The organism is Paenibacillus sp. JQZ6Y-1, assembly GCF_040719145.1.
Classification (GTDB): Bacteria; Bacillota; Bacilli; order Paenibacillales; family Paenibacillaceae; genus Saccharibacillus; species Saccharibacillus kandeliae.
In genome coordinates this window covers 173,985-190,780 of record NZ_JBFDUZ010000003.1, presented here as the reverse complement: position 1 = coordinate 190,780, position 16,796 = coordinate 173,985, and the positions used below count along the sequence as shown (strand labels likewise).

The following is a 16,796-nucleotide window of genomic DNA, read 5'->3' as shown; positions in this document are numbered from 1 at the left end:
ATGAGCAAGGTAAGTGGAATTGTATAGTTGTAATGCTAGCGAATCCATAAGAAAAAGCCCCGACCGTTACAGGTCAGGGCTTTTCTTATATTATTCTATTTACGAATGGATGTTTCGTTTGAATGGGTGATGCAGGACACTTTAACTAAGATTCGAGATTCAAGGTTTACGATAAGGATCGTCGTCTTTGTCCAGTGGATCAGAGTCGTTCCGTTGTGTAGTAGAGTCATCCTGCTCCGATGGCTTGGTTGTGCTTTCGTTCTCTGTAGGCGTAACTGGCTTTTGCAGATTAGGTGTATAAGGCTCTACAGGCGGTTGCATAGGCGTCGATGGAGACTCGGCTTGCACAGATGGTTCTGTTGGTTGTTGCGGTACTGCTGGTGTTCCCTGTTGAATAGAATGCCCGTCATATGGTGTCTGTGATGACTGCTGTTCCGATTGTTGCGGATGAGACGGCTGTGATTGACCTTGCTGCGGTTCCTCGTACATACGGAAGCGCTGCGGGTCGTTAGGCACATTGCTCGGTGGTGGTAGATCTGGACGATAGTATGGTTGTTCGCCTTCCGGTACAGCACCCGGGAATGGAGCATACGGCTGCTGCGGTGGTGTGTACGGTGGATACGCGTTATCTACGCCCTTGTTGCGCGCATACAGATAGATCAGATAAGCGATAATCGCTGGCATGATGATATAGAAAATACCGAACGCAACATTGCTGGCTCCGCCAGTCAGCATCAGACTGAACGACATCAGAATCGTATCGAACATCACGTGAGCGAAGACAGCAGCGATAAAGCCATAGCGCAGGAATACAAGGCTGAACAGCAGACCGATGATCAGCAGCTCAATCGGACGTGAATATACGGGATAGATCGGATACAGCGTATGACCGAGCGCCCAGATTATGGAGGTCAGTGCAGACGCGACAAATGTATTGCGCAGCAGCTTTTTCAGCATGCCGATCCCGAATAGGCGGTAGACGCCCTCTTCACCGATACCTGCCATCCAAGCGAGTAACGGCAGTAGAACTGGAATCACCATATTGTACGGTGAGCTGGAATCGTCACTGGAAGAGAAGACGCCGAGCGAATTTTCCAGTAGCAGATAGATAACTGATTGCACGCCCAGCAGGATGATGGCAAACAGATAACCAATCGCTGCGCTGTGTAGTACGTATTTGCCATAGCCCTTTTCATGTAGACGCGGCCACATATTCATACCGCGCTCGCGCCACAAGGCATCTCCGCCCACGAGTGAGAAGTATAGCAGCACTGCCATCAGCACGTTTAGCACCAGTTGCAGCGCGACCATAACGAGCAATATCACTTCGCCATACGAGTTGCCGCCATACAGGCGTTCCAGATACGGCCACATGTTGACGACGCTAATAATGGATACGGCAAAATAGATAATACTAAGCAGAATCCCTCTTTTAAAAGAAGTATGGCGGCGCTTGATCGAAGCGAATACGATGGCAAGTACGCCGAGTACAAGTGTGAAGAAGCCGTAACCACCAATCGTCAACCAAATCGCTAGATTGGTCTGGGATTTGATATAGCTAGTATAGGATGAAGGTGGTGTTAGCACAGGCTCCAATGAAGCAACTTGATTCTCGTCAAATGCCAGCTTCAGATGCAGCTGAGCTTCGCCGATGCTGGCGCCGTCCACGATATAATCAAGACCCGGCTGATCTTCGGTGCTTTGCAATTTCAGCTTGGAAGGATCATAGCCGAGCGTCAGCAGTAGTGGATGTGCCAGTTCTTCTTTTTCCGAAAGCGTGAGCGATCCGTCGTTGTTGGATGGAGAATCAGTAGTCAAATCAGTCAGCGACTTCGACATTTGACCGATCTTGAAACCAACCACATTGCCCGTGTTCATATGTACATCAATATCTACAGAATGTTGGGGATTGCTGTAATGTACGCGGAATACATCATAGGGAGCGAGCTTTTCTACGGATTTGCTGTAGTCACTGCCCAGCTTCTCGCGCGCGATATAACCGCTTAGTTCTGGATTGGTCACATAGGTAACGCTAGGCGTACCGAGATTGCTGCGTTCCTGCTCACTGAGGGGCAGACTGGATTGGAACGTTTCCGCCTTTTGTATCGCTTGCTGTGACGTAATGGATGCAGTCTGTTCGGTTTCCAGCGTATCGGAAGGCGTAATCGGAAACACCTGTGTAAATAGAAAGAAAACCAGACCGATGATAGCGAGTATGCCCAGTATTTTATAATTGGGTTTCAATTGTACGGGCTGTCCTGTGGGATTCATGAGTTCCTCCTTGTAATGAAAATAAATGATGGCATGTATACAGCAGCGGCATACGGTATCTATACGGCGTATTAACCGTAAAAAACCATGCCATAATCAGCTTTCTCTGTACTGTCACCAAGCGTTGGGCGATGACAGGTATGCGTAATGCAAGTGTAGCGCAATCGGCTACCCATTGCAAAAGCACTACACCTTCGTTTATAACGGGATTGTATGCAGATCGGACAGTCGCTGCAACGCCTGGAAAGGGAGTATCATTCTTACTCTTCATCCGGCGATAATTGCTCATTTTCTAGCAGCGGCGGATTGTCCTCTACTCGAATATTGGCATCGCGGATCATCGGCGAACGATTGCTGAAGTTAGCAGTTGTATCAGCAATCCACTGGCGGGCAGCACTGCCTAGCTCGGCGGCTTCATTGTAGATCAGGCAGGTCGTGCGCCGCGTCTGCTCTAGCTCTGGGATATGCAGGGATACCAATTCATTGCTGGATAGCAGCTGCTCGCCAATATACGAGCGTGGTAGCAGTGCCGCCGCCATACAGATCGGCAGCAAACGAACGATTGCTTCAAACGAATCGATCTCCATCCGCAGATCCGGCATCACCATATAACGGTGGAATACATCGTCGATCAGCTTGCGATACCACGTGCCTTTGGAAAACATAATCATCGGCAATCCTTGTAAACTTTGCATACCCGGCTGTTTTTGGTCAGCCAGCGGATGACTTTTGGGAATAACCAGTTCCAGATGATCGTCGAACAGCGGCGCGCATACTAAGCCCGATTCATGAATCGACGAAGCGACGATGCCGATGTCTGCCCGCTTGTCACGAATGTCATTGACAATCTCATGGGTCTTGCCTGTAATCAGCTTCACTTCGGCATACGGATGCTTTTCGGTAAAGCTGCGGACGAGTGGTGGCATCGTCGTTTGCAATGTAGTCAGGCTAGCGCCGAAGGTGACGGTGGTTTGTTCTTCTGACTTATACCGATTCAGACTTTGTAAAAAGCGCAGCTGCTGCTGACGCTGTTCTAGTGCAAATGTATACGTTAGCCGCCCGATGGCGGTTAGCTCCAGCCGCTTTCCGTTACGATTGAACAGCGATACGCCCAGCTGTTCCTCCAATTTGGCAATTTTACGCGATAAGGCAGGTTGCGACAGGTTGAGCAGTCGTGAAGCCTGGTTGAGGCTAGATTGCTCCACAACGACTGCAAACACATCCAGATCTTCAATCATCTGACAAAAGTCTCCTCTCTTATGCAAAAAAGTTATAACAATTAATAATTATATTGCAATTCCATTATAAGACAATTTAGAGTAACATGAAAAAGACACAACTTGTTCACAACGTAATTTTATGTGACAGCCTCCTCAAATGGAGTGTCTGTAACGTCAAAATACGCTGATTTCTAAATAACAGGTTGCAACGCTACGGAAGATGGGGAACTTCCTATGCAAGGGTAGCCGGAGGTCCGATCCATTACCGTCTATCCGAGTCTAGGCGGCATTTTACATGCTTGTCGCAATGAAAACGCTCTTATTATGAAAGGGGAACGTCATTCATGAAAGGCTTCTACGCCAGAAGGCTGCACTCGCTGCTCGGGATCATTCCGCTCGGATTGTTCTTTATCGAGCATATGATCACCAACTTTTCCGCATACGAAGGGGGAAAGGAATCCTTTGACGCAGGCGTGGCATTTTTGAACGGTTTGCCGCTGGTCCTCGTTTTGGAACTTGTGTTTATCTTCTTGCCACTGCTGTATCACGGTATTTACGGGCTGTATATCGCTTATCAGGCGAAGCCGAACAATAACCATTTTGGCAATGAACGCAACTGGCGGTATACGCTTCAGCGTGTAACCGGTGTTATTACATTCGTCTATGTGGCATGGCACGTGTACGATACACGTTTCCAAGTTGCTCTGGGCAATGTTACGCATGAACAGCTTGGCGGGATCATGCACAATATTATGACCAATCCCGTTACCTTTGTATTGTACGCGATCGGCGTTGTTTCCGCATCGTTCCACTTTTCTAACGGACTCTGGTCCTTCCTCGTTACGTGGGGCATTACGGTAGGACCGCGCGCGCAGCGTGTATCCAGCTATATCTGTATGACCATCTTCGTGGTTGTAGCAATCATGTTCCTGCTGTCCATGGTGGCATTCCGCAACATGGAATTCCAGGACCCGACTGTTGCATTTGAAAGTATTCGTCATCTAGTTGCATAAATTACCGGTGGAGCGAATTCCTTGCTCATTTGCCGGAGCAGGCACGTTATAAGGGGAGGGTAATTTCTTATGGCAACATCCAATATTATCATCGTGGGCGGCGGTCTCGCTGGTCTGATGGCAACCGTCAAAGCGGCGGAAGCTGGCGTTCACGTTCATTTATTCTCACTCGTACCGGTGAAACGCTCGCACTCCGTATGTGCACAGGGCGGCATCAACGGTGCAGTTAATACCAAAGGGGAAGGCGACTCGCCTTGGCTGCATTTTGACGATACAGTCTATGGCGGTGACTTTCTTGCCAACCAGCCGCCGGTTAAGGCGATGTGCGACGCAGCACCGGGCATCATTCACTTGATGGACCGGATGGGCGTTATGTTCAACCGGACACCAGAAGGATTGCTCGATTTCCGTCGTTTCGGTGGAACGAAGCATCACCGTACCGCTTTCGCGGGCGCGACCACAGGTCAGCAATTGCTGTACGCACTGGATGAGCAGGCGCGCCGCTGGGAAACAGCCGGTCTGGTTACTAAGTACGAAAACTGGGAGTTCCTGAATGCCGTACTGGATGATGAAGGTGTATGTCGCGGTGTGGCTGCACAAAATCTGCGTACGATGGAGATCGTTACCTTTGGTGCAGATGCGGTCATTCTGGCGAGCGGTGGTCCCGGTATTATTTTCGGTAAAACGACCAACTCGGTTATCAATACAGGTACAGCGGCAAGTGCCGTGTATCAACAGGGCGTAAATTACGCGAACGGCGAATTTATCCAGATTCACCCGACTGCTATTCCGGGCGACGACAAGCTGCGTCTGATGTCTGAATCGGCGCGTGGTGAAGGTGGACGTATCTGGACATACAAAGACGGCAAGCCATGGTACTTCTTGGAGGAAAAATATCCTTCGTACGGTAACTTGGTGCCACGTGATATCGCAACTCGCGAAATCTTCGATGTCTGCGTCAACCAGAAGCTGGGTGTTAATAATGAGAACATGGTCTATCTCGATCTGTCTCACAAAGACCCGAAAGAGCTGGATGTAAAACTGGGCGGTATCATCGAAATCTATGAAAAATTCATGGGCGACGATCCGCGCAAAATTCCAATGAAAATCTTCCCAGCCGTTCACTATTCGATGGGTGGCATGTGGGTCGATTACAATCAGATGACCAATATTCCAGGTCTGTTCGCAGCCGGTGAATGTGAGTACCAATACCATGGTGCAAACCGTTTGGGCGCCAACTCCTTGCTGTCCGCAATCTACGGCGGCATGATCGCCGGTCCAAAAGCAGTCGAATATGTAAAAGGTCTCAAAAAATCGTCCGCTGACATCTCGCAAAGCGTCTTCGACAGCGCGCGTAAGCAGCAGGAAGACAAGTATGAGCGTCTGCTCGGCATGGATGGTACGGAGAATGCCTATGTCATTCACCGTGAGCTGGGCGAATGGATGACCGACAATATGACGGTTGTTCGTTATAACGACAAGCTGCAAGCTACGATCAATAAGATCAAGGAACTGAAGCAGCGTTATAACAAAATCAACGTCAACGATGCTTCTCGCTGGAACAATCCGGGTGTAGCCTTTACCCGCCAGCTGTGGAACATGCTGGAACTGGCTGAAGCGATGACGCTGGGTGCGTTGATGCGTGACGAAAGTCGCGGCGCGCATTACAAGCCAGACTTCCCGAATCGTAATGATGAAGATTTCCTGAAAACAACTGTTGCTACATGGACACCGGATGGACCGAAGATCTCCTACGATGAAGTAGATGTATCGCTCATTCCACCGCGTATCCGCGACTATTCCAAAAGCTAAGACGTCACGTCTATTTCGTATACTGTCAGGTTTCATTGATTTAAGGCTTCCTGTGAAGGAAACAATGCAACAGGGAGCCTGATTAGCATCATGTTGCACACGCAACCTATCTTATTGTCCAAACAAGGGGGCATTATCAATGGCGGAAGCAGTAACCACCGGCAACCCGGCAGCACAGCAGACAGCCAAGAAAGTGAAGTTTGTCATCACCCGTCAGGATCAACCGGAAGGCCCATCGTATAACGAGGAATTCGAGATTCCATATCGTCCGGGCATGAACGTCATCAGCGCCCTGATGGAAATTCAACGGAATCCGGTAAACAGTGGTGGTAAAGACACCGCACCGGTATGTTGGGAGTCCAATTGTCTAGAGGAAGTATGCGGAGCCTGCTCCATGGTGATCAATGGCAAACCGCGCCAAGCTTGTTCTTCACTGGTTGACAAGCTGGAGCAGCCGATCACGATTGCACCGATGAAAACTTTCCCAGTCGTACGCGACCTCGTTATCGACCGCAGTCGCATGTTCAGCGCACTGAAAAAGGTCAAAGCATGGATTCCCATCGACGGTACGTATGATCTGGGTCCGGGACCGCGGATGGCAGAAACAAAGCGTCAATGGGCATATGAGCTGTCCAAATGTATGACATGCGGCGTTTGTCTGGAAGCTTGTCCGAATGTGAACGAAAAAACGGACTTCATCGGTCCTGCACCATTGTCTCAGGTACGCCTGTTCAACGCGCATCCGACGGGCGAAATGAACAAGGAAGAACGTCTGGATGCGATCATGGGCGAAGGCGGTATCGAAGCGTGCGGGAACTCGCAAAACTGCGTGCGCTCTTGCCCGAAAGGTATCCCGCTCACTACATCCATCGCGGATCTGAACAAGGAAACGAACAAACGTATGTTTAAACGCTGGTTGAGTGTATAATTTGGTATAGACCGGCAGTAAATACAGAACGAAAATGCGCTCATCGTGCATCTTTCGGTGAAGGCGGGTGGCACACAATCGTGCGGCCCGCTTTTTCATATCTGTTTGGTCTCGCATAATGAATATACATAGAAACAGGATAGGACCGGAGGAATGAATATGATTACAGAACGACCGATTAGCTATAACCAATTGAAAACGGAATTTGCAGCGCTTGGCGTGCAACAAGGCATGAATGTACTGCTGCACTCCTCGCTGAAACAAATTGGCGGCTGGATTCCCGGTGGTGCAGAGACCGTCATTCTTGCGCTAGAAGATGTACTCGGTTCAGAAGGCACGCTGATGATGCCAACGCAGACATCGCAGCTGACCGATCCGAAATTATGGCGTTATCCGCCTGCTGAGCAGCGCTGGTGGGATCTGATCCGCGAAAGTATGCCGCCGTACGATCCAGACTTTACGGTGACGTCAGGCATGGGTGTGATTGCTGAGACATTCCGTAAGCAGCGGGATGTACATCGTAGCCATCATCCCCATGTATCGTTTGCGATTCGTGGCAAGCATGCGAAGGCATGGGCAGAGCAGCATCCGCTTGATTATGGATTGGGTGATCAATCGCCGCTACAGCATTTATACGATGCGAATGGATATGTGCTGATGCTAGGTACGACGTATCACACCAACACCTCGATTCATCTGGCGGAATATCATAGTGAATGGAAAGGGAAAAAGCAGATTTTCATGGATGCACCGATAACGACGGATAAAGGCAAGCAATGGGTACGGTTCCGCGATCTGAATTTTGATTCGGATGATTTTGATCGGATTGGTGCTGATCTGGAGCGTGATTGTCCACATCTCGTTGTAACCGGAACCATCGGAAATGCTACTACTAAATTGATCCAACAACGGGGCTTGGTGGATTATGCAGCAAGCTGGTTGGAACAGAACCGCTAAGGATATATAGATAGTGATAGCACGTACAGAACAAGGGGGCTAACAAATATGATCTGGAGAGAACGCAAAGACTCATTTATTATGATACGGCAGCATGACCATGCGCGCATATCGGGAGCGATTTCCCGTCAAATGGATCAAGGGCCTTCGCGCGATCAGCAGCGCTGGGAAGACGTGCTGCTCGGCTGCGAGCAGCATGACCGCGGCTGGATTCCACTGGATCAGATTCCGATGTGGAATGAAGTGAAGGCGCGTCCATTTTCATTTTTGGATTTTCCAGAGCCTGCGAAGCTGGTGTTTTATCGCTATGGGATTGATCAGCTGGAAGAAATGTGTCCGTATGCTGGGATGCTTGCCAGCTTCCATTACGGTGCGCTGATCGGCGAATATGGTGCACAGAACTCGTTTGGACGTGATTTTCTGGATGAGGAGAAGAAGCGTCAGGAGCGGATTAAGCAGCAGACCTCACCGGGCGAAGAGGAGCTACTTTACCATCGCGCGGTGCTGGAGCTATGCGACGATCTGTCACTGTATGTATGTCTGAACGAGCCGGGCGTGTCCAAGGAAGACGAAATGGAATGGTGGAAAAAGGGCTTTGAGGTTGGCAAAAAGCTGGATGCCGCCAACCACGAGACGATTATGCCAACATGGCTAGATGAGCGGCAGGTAGTACTTGACCCTTTCCCGTTCCTGCAGCCGTTTGAAACGTCGATCATCTATCGTGAAGTATCCAAGTCTCTTATTGCTGAAAAGGGCATTGAAGCGGCATATGAGGCGTCAGAGGAGCAAGTGCAGGAAGTGGTATTCCGCGGCAAGGAATCGGTATAAGCATACGTTCTACTATGACGAACAGATGATGTTTCGAGGTCGAGTATATATCAGGTAACGCAGTACAACATAGGTGATATTACTGGCAATAGGCGCTGTATGATGTTCCATTTCTCTCCTCTACATTTGACGGCGGCGCAAGGATTCGGCAAAATAATCATTATATCTATATCAGACGTATAATGATCAAAGCGAATTATCGTTGTCATGGGAAATGGAGGGAACACGCCTGAAGCCATATCACACTCAAGCATATACCCGCTTCGGGAGTATCCATTCCCCGGAATTGCGTGTATGGACATCTATCAATTCAAATAGTAATCAAAATGACTCGAAGCACGCCCGCACCTTTAGTCGTCGTCAGTTTCTAAAAGGTAGTCTTGCGGCTGGCGCTGCACTTGGTCTGGGCGGACTTAGTTACACTTGGATCGGTGAACCGAACTGGCTGGAAAAGGTGTATATTTCGTTGGACATTCCCAATCTGCCACCCAGCTTGAATGGGATGCGATTGGTGCAATTTAGCGATATGCATCTCGGCATGGGCAAGAATACTAGCGATCTAGACAAGCTGGCGGATGTGATTATGGGCGAAAAGCCCGATCTGCTCTGCTTTACTGGCGATATGGTGGATGAATACGCCAGCGAACTGAATGGTGGAATTGATATTCTAAAGCGGATGCAGGCACCTTTAGGCAAATTCGCCGTGTTAGGCAATCACGACTATTTGGATGATGTATTGGCGGTATCGGAGCAGATGCGCCAAGGTGGATTCCAGATGCTGATTAACGAAAATCATGTGATCACCCGCGACGACGGTGTGCTGGCTATCGCTGGCTTGGATGACCAACTGCTGGGCAACCCAGACATACATAAAGGAGCCAAAGGCATTCCAGAGAATGCCTGCCGTATTCTGCTTATGCACGAACCAGATTACGCTGACCGCATACCGGAAGAATTGCAATTCGGCTTACAGCTGTCTGGGCATAGTCACGGCGGACAGATTCGGGTACCTCTGATTGGAGCGGTTATTACGCCAAAAGGCTCTCGCAAGTATGTGATGGGCGGCTACAAGGCTGGCAAAGAGGGTCATCTGCCACTGTATGTGAATCGGGGAATCGGGATGTCGCAGCTACCGGTACGGTTTATGTGCCGACCGGAGCTGACCATCTTTACACTGCACCGCGCGTCGACCTGATCTGCAGGCACGTATGGAATCATGCTGGCAAACGGTCAGGATGGAGGGGGAAATCATGGAACGTATTGCACTTGTATCAGATATTCATGGAAATATGCCTGCTTGGCAGGCGGTGCTGGATGATATTGATCGCCGTGGGATACGGCGCATTTTTTGTCTTGGCGACATTGTAGGCAAGGGACCAGATTCGGTCTCTATTACAGACAGTGTGCGAGAACGTTGTGAAGTCGTGCTGCGCGGTAACTGGGAGGAGTTAATCGTGCGCATGAGCAACAATGATGAGCTGTTCGGCTGGCATCACCGTCGTCTAGGTGAGGAGCGATTGGCGTTTCTGGATTCGCTGCCATTGCGATATGACTTTACCTTGAGCGGACGATTGATCTCGCTTGTGCATGCTTCGCCGGAAAGTGTGTTTCAGCGGGTACAGCCGTGGGACGATCTGGAAAGTCGGATGAATATGTTTGCTCCGGTGCAGGATGGTAGAGAAGCTTCGTCACCTCAAATTCCTGAACTGGTCGGCTACGGCGATATTCATAATGCGTATTTGCAGCATTTGGATGGACGCGTGCTGTTCAATACCGGTAGCGTTGGTAATCCGCTGGATGGCAAAGGGGCATCCTATGTTATTTTAGAAGGCGAAGCGGATGCTACCGAGCCGGTTCCGTATTCCATTCAGTTTGCCCGTATTCCGTATGATGTGGAGCAAGCCGTACAGGATGCCATTGACGCCGACATTCCGGCGATGGATTATTATATTAAAGAACTGCGTACCGGCATCTACCGGGCATTGCAGAAGTAAGAAAGCGGAGGAATGGCGATGCTGAGTAAACAGGATTTGAAACAAGCTGTGCCCGAGTTGCATACCGACAGGCTGGTGCTGCGTCGCCTTACAGCGGAGCATGTGGAGCGCTGGTGGGACTGCGCTAGCGATCCGCAGGTGCTTACTTATCTGTACGGTACACCGGAGATGAAGGAATATCAGGTGCTACAGCCAGATCGGTTGGGACGCCGAGTAGAGGAAGCGTTTCGTAGTATGAGTTCGATCCATTTTGCGATTATGTCCCGAGACGGGGAGTCGATGTATGGGGTTTGTTCCTTTCAGCGTTGGGATGAGCATGCCGCGCGTGCGGAAATTGGCTTTGCGTTATGCAAAACATTCTGGGGCAAAGGCTACGCAACCGAAGCGGTAGGCAGTCTGATTAGCTTTGGCTTTGAGCAAATGGGATTGTCCCATATCGTCGGTCGCTGTCATATCAAAAACGATCTGTCGATCCGCGTACTAGAAAAGAACGGTATGCGTCAGCAGCCGCCTTCCAATTCCGGTATTAAGAGCTACTGGCAGGAAATGGGCATTATCGTATACTCAGTTGCTCAAAGTGAATTCCAGCTGCGCAAGAACCGGGCTGCGCTGTATTCGTCATCGCGTGAACATGGCGGCGATTCTGTGACGCCATGACGGTGGAACGCTGGTTTACAAGTCGACTTGGCGTCGTCGTCAGCTCGGTGCTGGCAACGATGCTATGGGGAAGTGCATTACCGTTTATCAAATTAAGCTATGCGCATCTGCATATTGGCAGTAGCGACCTATTCGCTCAGTGGCTGTTTGCGGGCTATCGATTTGTATTGTCAGGATTACTACTAATGGGCTTGGCATGGCTATTAAAGCCACGCGGCGTTCCGGCGGCGCGTATTCCGGCTTCCTCGCTCGTGGTGTTGGCGCTGACACAGACCTTTTTGCAATATATTTTTGTATATGCGGCGCTGGGCAATGGCTCAGGGATGACGATGTCGATCATTTCAGGCTCGGTATCGTTATTTCAGTTGCTGGCAGTGCGCTGGCTGGTGCGTACGGAACGTCTGTCTACGCGTAAATGGCTGGGCTTACTGCTTGGCTTTGGCGGTATTGCGGTGATGGGGATGGCGTCAGGCGGGAATCAGCATCTGGCGTTTGGTGTTGCAGAGCTGCTAATGCTGCTGTCCGCTCTATCTGGTGGTGTAGGCAATGTGCTGGCACGCCGTCAGGCGGCTTTTGAGCCAGTGATTAGTCTGACAGGACGGCAGATGTTCTGGGGCGGAATCGGGCTGGTTGTGGTCGGCTGTGCGTCTGGGAATCCATTTCCGTTTGATTGGGATGGGACAGGGCTACTAATGCTGCTGTATCTGTCGCTGCTGTCGGCGGGGGCATTTGCACTGTGGAATACGGTGATGAAGTACAATGAGGTTGGCAAGGTATCGATGTATCTGTTCTTGTCACCGCCATTCGGCGTGATTCTGTCAGCGCTCTGGCTGCATGAAAAAGCATCCGTTTGGTCGTTTGCAGCTCTGGCGCTGGTCACCTGTAGCATTGTGCTGGTGAATCGGGAGCGACGTGTAGCAGCGAGTGATGCGGCGAATGCGTCTGGAACACATTAGTAAGAGTGGTATCGATTCAGTGGCGTGTTGTCTTTTTAGAAAGACATCGTGGTGGATAGTGCTAGATGGTGCGGTATGGGGTATAAATGATGGGACATTCTATCACCGGATGTCGTCATGCTCTTGTTGGTGAATGTTATGCAATTGCAATGTGGTTGCAATCTAACTTTAACAGGGAGCAGGTAAGATACATAGTGTAAGACCCCCTTTTTGGTATATGCAAAGACCCGTCGACTTGGCGGGTTTCTTTTTATGTGGGAGTATGGCTGGAAAATCGGCATTTGGAGCTTGGGGCGACAATCGCTCTGTAAGTGGATAGGGAAACAGACTCCCGTGGAGCCGCAGGAATCTACGCAATTGGGTGGGAAAGTTAAAAAACCCTGCTTTGGTGAGCAGGGCTTGTATGGGATAATTATATACTTAATTAGTAACGTTACAACGCCACAACTTGGCGTTGTTTTTGTTTGTAATACACCCATTCGGTATAACCAATATCGCGTAGCTTCTGGGCAACTAAGTCAAAGTCGTCGCCAACGCGTTGGGGGATGTGGGAGTCGGAGCCGAAGGAGATTTCTACGCCGAAATGGTGGGCGCGTTCTAAAATCGCATCGATCGGGTGCCAGAGCCCGCAGGCCTTGATTTTGCCGGACGTGTTGACCTCGATGGCGACGCCGGAGGAGGCGATGGTTTGCAGCATTTTGTCCAGTGCGTGCGGCGCTTCGATGTCGGTGAAGGCTGGGTAGTTGCTTTTCATCGCGTCGATATGACCGAGGATATGGAACATGCCACTTTGGGCAGATTCGCCGATCATGCGGAAATATTCTTCTTTGACAGCGATCTGCTCGGCGTTGTCTAGCTCCTGCCAGCGTGAAGTATCGAAGATGCTGCGACCACTGCTGAAATGGACAGAGCCAATAATATAGTCAAATGGATATTGATCCAACTGTTGTTTGTACAAATGAGCATGATGAGGGAAATAGTCAGATTCGATGCCCAGCAGGACGTCGATTTTGCCCGCATATTCCTTTTTCAAATCCAGTACTTCCTGCACATAAGCAGATAGCTGGCTTTTGCCCATAGAGATATTAGGAAAGGCTTGGTCTTCGTCAAAGCCGAAATACGGCGTATGATCGGAAATGCCGATCACCTGCAATCCGGCGGCAATACCGGCTTCAATATAGTCTCGGATGTCGCCATCCGCGTGTCCACAGCGATAATGGTGAGTATGAAGATCGAATTTCATTGGCAAAAAGGCTCCTTTGCTTCAATGGGAATAGGGTGCGAATCAACCGGTACAGCAAGCATAATTGCCGGTTGTCACACACGAGAATCGGAACTTCGTACAGATATCCTGTTGATTTACTCAGAACTGATAAAGCGGTCTTCCGGCATGCCTTTCAGGTCGTCTAGAAACTGGCGCATCGCAGAATTGAGATAACGACCGGATTTGTAGATCAGACCAACCGGATGGCTCACTTCAAACTCCGGCATTGGAATCATCACCAGTGTGCCATGACGCAGCTCGCTAGAGATGGATTGGCGGGAGATGATAGCAGCGCCCAGATCGATCTCGACCATGCGCTTCACTTCCTCACTGCTGGACAGTTCCATAATAATCTCTGGCACGACACCGTGCTTTTTGAATACATCATCCACGAATTTGCGTCCAACCGTATCCGGCGAGAGCATGATAAACGGCAGATGCTGCAAATCCTGAATGGTTGCCTTTTTGGTACGGGCCAGCGGATGCTGGGGAGAAACGACCAGCTCGAACATATCATAATACAGAATGGAAGTTTCAAGGTTCGGATTGCGTTCAATCAGATAACCGATTCCAACATCAACCATACCATTTTCCACACTGTAATAGATTTGGGAGGAAGGCATCGAATGAATCATCGTTTTGATCAGTGGAAATTGATTTTGAAAATAAGCAAGCACGCGCGGCAGAATCTGAATGGCAAATGAAGTTGTTGTACCAAGCAGAATACGCCCCTGCGGAGTCTCATCCAGATCTGCCAGTCGCTGCTTCAGCTGTTCCACAACAGCCAAAATCTGCTCGGCATGCTCCAAAAAGACTGTTCCTTGATCGGTCAGTGTTACCGGTTGGTTCCGGTTCACCAGTACCGTCTTGAACTCGTCCTCCAGACTTTTGATCTGGGCGGACACCGCAGGCTGCGTCAGATTCAGCAGCTCGCCTGCTTTACGGAAGCTCATCGTCCGCGAAATGGTCAATAATGTTTCCAGTTGACTGATATTCATGAGTTCCTCCTTATGTACACCTGTGAGTAAATTATAGTGGATTGCCGAAAAACCAGCAATGATGCTGAAAATCCAATTCTTCATTTCGCAAGTTTTGCAAAAGCGATAATACATCGTTTGCAGCGGAATGCGACGAAAGTTTTACCAGAAAAACACTGAAATTTGAATAAAACAACAGCATTTGGTCTACATAAAACCTAGCTACCTTCCGATAATAATAAAAAGTCGTCAAATGGACCCATAAAAAAGTCCGTTGAACCGGCCTTTATACCTAATAAAATATATTCATGTCGATTGAATTCGAAATATGTAAAATAATTTTTAAAATTATGGATTATTACTATGTTTCTGGATGAATTGTCCTAGGTTATAAGGTATAATGAGCATATTAATTATAGGTCATAAGTTTCATTTAAAATATTAACCCACAAGTGGAGGGGAGCATTAAGGTATGAAGGCGGAAGTTATTAATCCATTTTTGGAAGCAGCGAGACTCGTGATTGGTCAGGTCGTTCAGGTCTCTCCTTCTACAGGCAGTCTCGGTATCAAAGATATCGAGCTGGTTGATGATCATATCTGGATTCAAATTGGTATGACAGGACAAATGAGCGGAGATATTATTTTTGGTATCCATGAGAGTGTTGCACTACGTATGGTTTCGGCTATGATGGGCGGTTTTGTACTCACTGAGATGGATGAGATGGGACAAAGCGCGATTTCCGAGCTGGGTAATATGATCAGCGGTAACGCGAGCACGATTTTATCCAATCAAGGCGTAACGGTGGATATTACACCACCGAAAGTAATGAAAACGAGCGCGGTAACAGGCTTTATGTCTACCAAAGCATTGACGATCCCATTGATCATGGATGGCATCGGTGAGCTGGATATTCAGGTTATGGTATCCTAATCCAAGATATGGTTTGGCTCTTGTATCATCCGAATACGGTATCATCAGTAAACAAGCAGGCTGTTCTTTCGCCCTTTTGATAGAGGGAGAAGAACGGCTTTTTTGTTTGGGCTGGATATGTCACCACGCATCACCTAAAATAAGGTAGACTGGAGGGATTGGCGTTGACATTGAACAACAAAATCGTATTCATTACTGGCGCTTCAAGTGGATTGGGCGCTCATATGGCGCAGTTATTAACGGAGAAAGGCGCCATTCCCATATTGACTGCCCGTTCGGAGGATAAATTAAACAAGTTATCGGCTGGCTTGCACGGTGAGCATGGCGTATATCGTATGGATGTGCAGCAGCAGGATGATGTGGAGCAAGTGGTGCGGCAAGTACTGGACAAGTACGGACGCATTGATATTTTGCTAAACAATGCAGGCTACGGACAATTCACCACACTGGCGGAAACGGATGTGCATGAATATGCGCAGATGATGGATGTAAATTATATGGGCATCGTTCGCTGTACCAAAGCTATTTTGCCATCCATGTTAGAGCACGGCAGTGGTCAGATTATCAATGTAGCGTCGATGGCAGGCAAATTTCCGACTGCCAAATCGACTGCGTATACGGCGACCAAGTTTGCTGTATTAGGTTTTACCAATTCGTTGCGTCAAGAGCTGCGAAACAGCGGCATTACTGTATCTGCTGTGAACCCCGGGCCGATCAACACGGCTTTCTTTGACCGTGCCGATCCAACAGGCGCATATGTGAGCAATGTGAGCCGATTTATGCTGTCCACGGATAAAGTGTGCCGCGAGATGATACGCATGATGGAGCGGCGGCGCGAGGAGGTTGATTTGCCGCGTTACGCCGGGTTTGCGCTGCGTTTTTATCAGCTGATGCCGCGTTTGGTGGATCGGCTGACCTATTCGTTTTTTGATCGCAAATAAAAGAAGGCGTAGATTGGATGCGGATCGGGGCAGATTGCTGATATAAT

Annotated in this window: 15 protein-coding genes; 11 read left to right on the top strand and 4 right to left on the bottom strand. The window is 49.2% G+C overall.

From position 1 onward, the window contains the following. Positions 1-159 precede the first annotated feature (159 nt). Positions 160-2,271 (bottom strand): CPBP family intramembrane glutamate endopeptidase, encoded by a 2,112-nt coding sequence (locus tag ABXR35_RS17080; RefSeq protein ID WP_367063133.1) that lies wholly within the window; start codon positions 2,269-2,271, stop codon positions 160-162. 260 nt (positions 2,272-2,531) lie between these two features. Continuing rightward, positions 2,532-3,509, bottom strand: coding sequence for a LysR family transcriptional regulator (locus ABXR35_RS17075; protein ID WP_367063131.1), 978 nt, complete (start codon positions 3,507-3,509; stop codon positions 2,532-2,534). A 326-nt stretch (positions 3,510-3,835) separates the two neighbouring features. Here ABXR35_RS17075 and ABXR35_RS17070 point away from each other — a divergent pair, with 326 nt between their 5' ends. The 9 genes from ABXR35_RS17070 (at position 3,836) to ABXR35_RS17030 (ending at position 12,636) form a co-directional block, all read left to right on the top strand. Beyond that, positions 3,836-4,504, top strand: a complete 669-nt coding sequence (locus tag ABXR35_RS17070) for a succinate dehydrogenase cytochrome b558 subunit (protein WP_367063129.1) — start codon at positions 3,836-3,838, stop codon at positions 4,502-4,504. A 69-nt stretch (positions 4,505-4,573) separates the two neighbouring features. Further along, positions 4,574-6,316 (top strand): succinate dehydrogenase flavoprotein subunit, encoded by a 1,743-nt coding sequence (gene sdhA / locus ABXR35_RS17065; RefSeq protein WP_367063127.1) that lies wholly within the window; start codon positions 4,574-4,576, stop codon positions 6,314-6,316. A gap of 139 nt (positions 6,317-6,455) precedes the next feature. Continuing rightward, complete coding sequence (sdhB, locus tag ABXR35_RS17060; RefSeq protein WP_367063125.1) at positions 6,456-7,244, top strand: succinate dehydrogenase iron-sulfur subunit; 789 nt, start codon at positions 6,456-6,458, stop codon at positions 7,242-7,244. 159 nt (positions 7,245-7,403) lie between these two features. Beyond that, on the top strand, positions 7,404-8,201 hold the full coding sequence (locus tag ABXR35_RS17055; RefSeq protein ID WP_367063123.1) for an AAC(3) family N-acetyltransferase: 798 nt from the start codon (positions 7,404-7,406) through the stop codon (positions 8,199-8,201). A gap of 48 nt (positions 8,202-8,249) precedes the next feature. Continuing rightward, positions 8,250-9,029: a DUF3891 family protein gene (locus tag ABXR35_RS17050; RefSeq protein WP_367063121.1), complete on the top strand. Its 780-nt coding sequence runs from the start codon at positions 8,250-8,252 to the stop codon at positions 9,027-9,029. Between the two features lie 202 nt (positions 9,030-9,231). Further along, positions 9,232-10,224 (top strand): metallophosphoesterase, encoded by a 993-nt coding sequence (locus ABXR35_RS17045; RefSeq protein ID WP_367063119.1) that lies wholly within the window; start codon positions 9,232-9,234, stop codon positions 10,222-10,224. A 55-nt stretch (positions 10,225-10,279) separates the two neighbouring features. After that, positions 10,280-11,023 carry a metallophosphoesterase family protein gene (locus tag ABXR35_RS17040; RefSeq protein WP_367063117.1) on the top strand — a complete coding sequence of 248 codons (744 nt, stop codon included), beginning with the start codon at positions 10,280-10,282 and terminating at the stop codon, positions 11,021-11,023. A gap of 18 nt (positions 11,024-11,041) precedes the next feature. After that, complete coding sequence (locus tag ABXR35_RS17035) at positions 11,042-11,680, top strand: GNAT family N-acetyltransferase (protein ID WP_367063115.1); 639 nt, start codon at positions 11,042-11,044, stop codon at positions 11,678-11,680. Further along, positions 11,677-12,636 carry a DMT family transporter gene (locus tag ABXR35_RS17030; RefSeq protein ID WP_367063113.1) on the top strand — a complete coding sequence of 320 codons (960 nt, stop codon included), beginning with the start codon at positions 11,677-11,679 and terminating at the stop codon, positions 12,634-12,636. The genes ABXR35_RS17035 and ABXR35_RS17030 overlap by 4 nt, the downstream gene beginning before the upstream one ends. Before the next feature lie 433 nt (positions 12,637-13,069). On the opposite strand, the gene ABXR35_RS17025 is transcribed toward ABXR35_RS17030, so the two are convergent. Continuing rightward, positions 13,070-13,879 (bottom strand): histidinol-phosphatase, encoded by an 810-nt coding sequence (locus ABXR35_RS17025; protein WP_367063111.1) that lies wholly within the window; start codon positions 13,877-13,879, stop codon positions 13,070-13,072. Between the two features lie 116 nt (positions 13,880-13,995). Beyond that, positions 13,996-14,898, bottom strand: coding sequence for a LysR family transcriptional regulator (locus tag ABXR35_RS17020; RefSeq protein WP_367063109.1), 903 nt, complete (start codon positions 14,896-14,898; stop codon positions 13,996-13,998). Between the two features lie 451 nt (positions 14,899-15,349). On the opposite strand from ABXR35_RS17020, the gene ABXR35_RS17015 reads away from it, so the two are divergent. Both ABXR35_RS17015 and ABXR35_RS17010 read left to right on the top strand, forming a co-directional pair. Further along, positions 15,350-15,808: a chemotaxis protein CheX gene (locus tag ABXR35_RS17015; RefSeq protein ID WP_367063107.1), complete on the top strand. Its 459-nt coding sequence runs from the start codon at positions 15,350-15,352 to the stop codon at positions 15,806-15,808. Positions 15,809-15,972: 164 nt separating this feature from the next. Further along, positions 15,973-16,749, top strand: coding sequence for an SDR family NAD(P)-dependent oxidoreductase (locus ABXR35_RS17010; RefSeq protein WP_367063105.1), 777 nt, complete (start codon positions 15,973-15,975; stop codon positions 16,747-16,749). The last annotated feature ends 47 nt before the right edge of the window (positions 16,750-16,796 follow it).